This is a genomic window from Proteus myxofaciens ATCC 19692 (assembly GCF_001654855.1).
GTDB classification, from domain to species: Bacteria; Pseudomonadota; Gammaproteobacteria; order Enterobacterales; family Enterobacteriaceae; genus Proteus; species Proteus myxofaciens.
In genome coordinates this window covers 1-2509 of sequence record NZ_LXEN01000164.1, presented here as the reverse complement: position 1 = coordinate 2509, position 2509 = coordinate 1, and the positions used below count along the sequence as shown (strand labels likewise).

The 2509-nt window shown below is 38.1% G+C and carries 1 protein-coding gene and 1 pseudogene; both read right to left on the bottom strand.

Annotated elements, in window-relative coordinates; translation table 11 throughout:
• Positions 1 to 1235, bottom strand: a pseudogene (locus tag M983_RS16335) (RHS repeat protein); the annotation flags it as partial.
• Between the two features lie 184 nt (positions 1236 to 1419).
• Positions 1420 to 2509: RHS repeat-associated core domain-containing protein (locus M983_RS18020; RefSeq protein WP_281180126.1), on the bottom strand; the 1090-nt coding region annotated here is incomplete at its 5' end.

Genomic DNA, 2509 nt, shown 5'->3' with positions numbered 1-2509 from the left:
ATTAAATTACCGCCTCTGTCATAAGCGTATAAACGCGTGTAATTGGTATAACTTTGTGCATCTTTGACCAACGTGGTAATGGTTTGAGATTGGATTGATGCAGGTGTTTTTTGATTTGCAGATTCACGGCCTGTTGCACTCACTAATTGATACAGAGAGTCATAGATATAACGATTTTCAGGCACGATTTTCTGATTACGCCAGTAGCGAGTCGCTTCAGCATCATTTTTCAGACAGATAATATTGCCGACGGGATCGTACTCATAACGCAGATCTTGCATGATCTTCGCACCTAATGCATGACCTTGAGGACGCTGTGTTTTGACATGCAGTAAACGTTGCGTTTCAGGCTCATATTCATAAGTGGTGACTAAGCCATTACCCTGCTCTTCACGTAATTTTTGCCCCGTAGCAGAATAGGTTAAAGCGCGTAAAATCACTTGTTCTGATTGTCCTTTTAAGGTCAACCAAGATTGCTTAACAAAGCCTGCAATATCATAGGCAATACGGCGTTTATTCCCCTTTGCATCGGTTTCTTCTAATACAACTCCTGTCGCATCATAAGTATATTGAGTGGTAAATTTTTCAGCTTGTTGAATATCATTTACTTCACGACTTGAATTCCAATCAATAACACTACCCATATGCAATTGTTGTGTTTGTGCAATAACATGCCCCAAGAGAGAATAATTGCTATACGTTTTTTTACCTGCCGTATCAAAATGTTCAATACATTTTCCCACTTGATTGGTATCGATTAACTCACTCGCGTTTCCTTGTCCCCATTTAAATTTCTGAATAACCTTCTTGTCTGAATTCCCTAATTTTCCTTCTTTGACTTGCTCTAAATATCGCTCAACGCTGGGCTCAGAATATTCATACGTTGTCACCGTACCTTTTGCATTAATCTGTTGTGAAACGGTACCCTCAATATCATTAAGACTAAAGCTTGTACCATTATCAATCCCTTGAGATACAGCAATCGCGCCACCTAAACTCACCGTTTGTTGAATATTCGATTGAATTGCTGAGTCTGTTTGTTGTGCTTCATACAATCTTGCATCAATACTGCGTTCTAAATAACCGCGAACATGATAATGGTGACGCGTAATACGCTCATCGGTTTGGCTAACCGTATCAGGATGACGGCAATAGCTAATTTCTCGAATAGCCGATCCTCGATTATCATGAACCACCACCGTTGGCGTTCTTGTGTGTAATTGTTTATTTAACATATTTTTAATTCCTTTCAATTTTCTTTTTATAGATAATAAATATTTCGTTATTGATTAATGGCGGTTAAATATATTGGGTCATGAAGATTTATTATTAATTTATTTCTAAACTAAATTCCTCATGATTAATTTAACCGCACTTATCGTCTAGCCTCTAAACATTATTAAGAGCGTTACAATAAGGTTATTCACGTATCTGTCGAATAGGATCATAGTCCATATTGGGCCTGTCATCTTTGGAACGACAAAATGAGCAGACAATATTGTCATATTTAATATTATTTACCCTTAAGTCATTGAAAAGTCTTCCCATTGTCGTAACTGAAGGAAAAGAAAGCCCATCAGAAGTGATCGTATCACTTACTGTGACAATATCCGTTCTTACTGTTTGATCTTGAATTGTTTGCGTAATCGCTCGATTGGCAGCCAACGCATTACCTATTTTATCGGGTGTATCGGTCTCATATGTGGTTAATCTATAATTTGTAATATTAATTCTCCCATTATTATCTTCTTCTGCTACTTTAGAATTCATATTATTATACTCGCCTGTCACTGTCCTTATTCCCAATAATTCCATTTCTTCAATCGCGAATTGATTATGTAACTCCATATGATGATTTGAAATGGAAAATAACGTAAGACTCTTTTCTATTGCGACATTATCAATCCCCGGATCCAATAAAAAAGTTCTGTGTGGATTTAAGAATTCTAATGTCATTCCATCGGGTATTGGAACCGCTCCACTGTTTAAGTTAAAAGCACCATGGGCAGTAACAATGAGTTGTTTTGATGGATAATCAGGGGTTGAATAGAGCGAAAAATGCCGGCCTAACTTACTGACTGTATAGTGAGTTTCTCTTTTAAAGTCGAGTGAATCTTCTTGATTCCAAACCTCAGCCTGATTAATAACCTCCCTCGCCCAATTATTTGTTTTTATTTCATGAAATGAAGTCGGTAATCGATTGATAAAATGCTCACTTGTTGTTGCAGAAGTCGATGCGGTTGAAGGCGTGGGCGCTCGTCCATCCGGATCATGCAATGTCACTGGGTTATTGCGCACCATTCGGTATAAATTTAGTCCATCAATCGTACCGGCTGGGTCGGCACTTAACCAACGACCAATCCACGGTTGATAATAGCGATAACCATAGTAATACATACCCGTAGAATCTTTTTCTTTACCTGAATAACGAATGGTTTTGTAATCAGCCTCTACTGCATTTTCGCTAGACCAAATCGCAGTGCCACCATAAGGGTAATACTCTTCATAG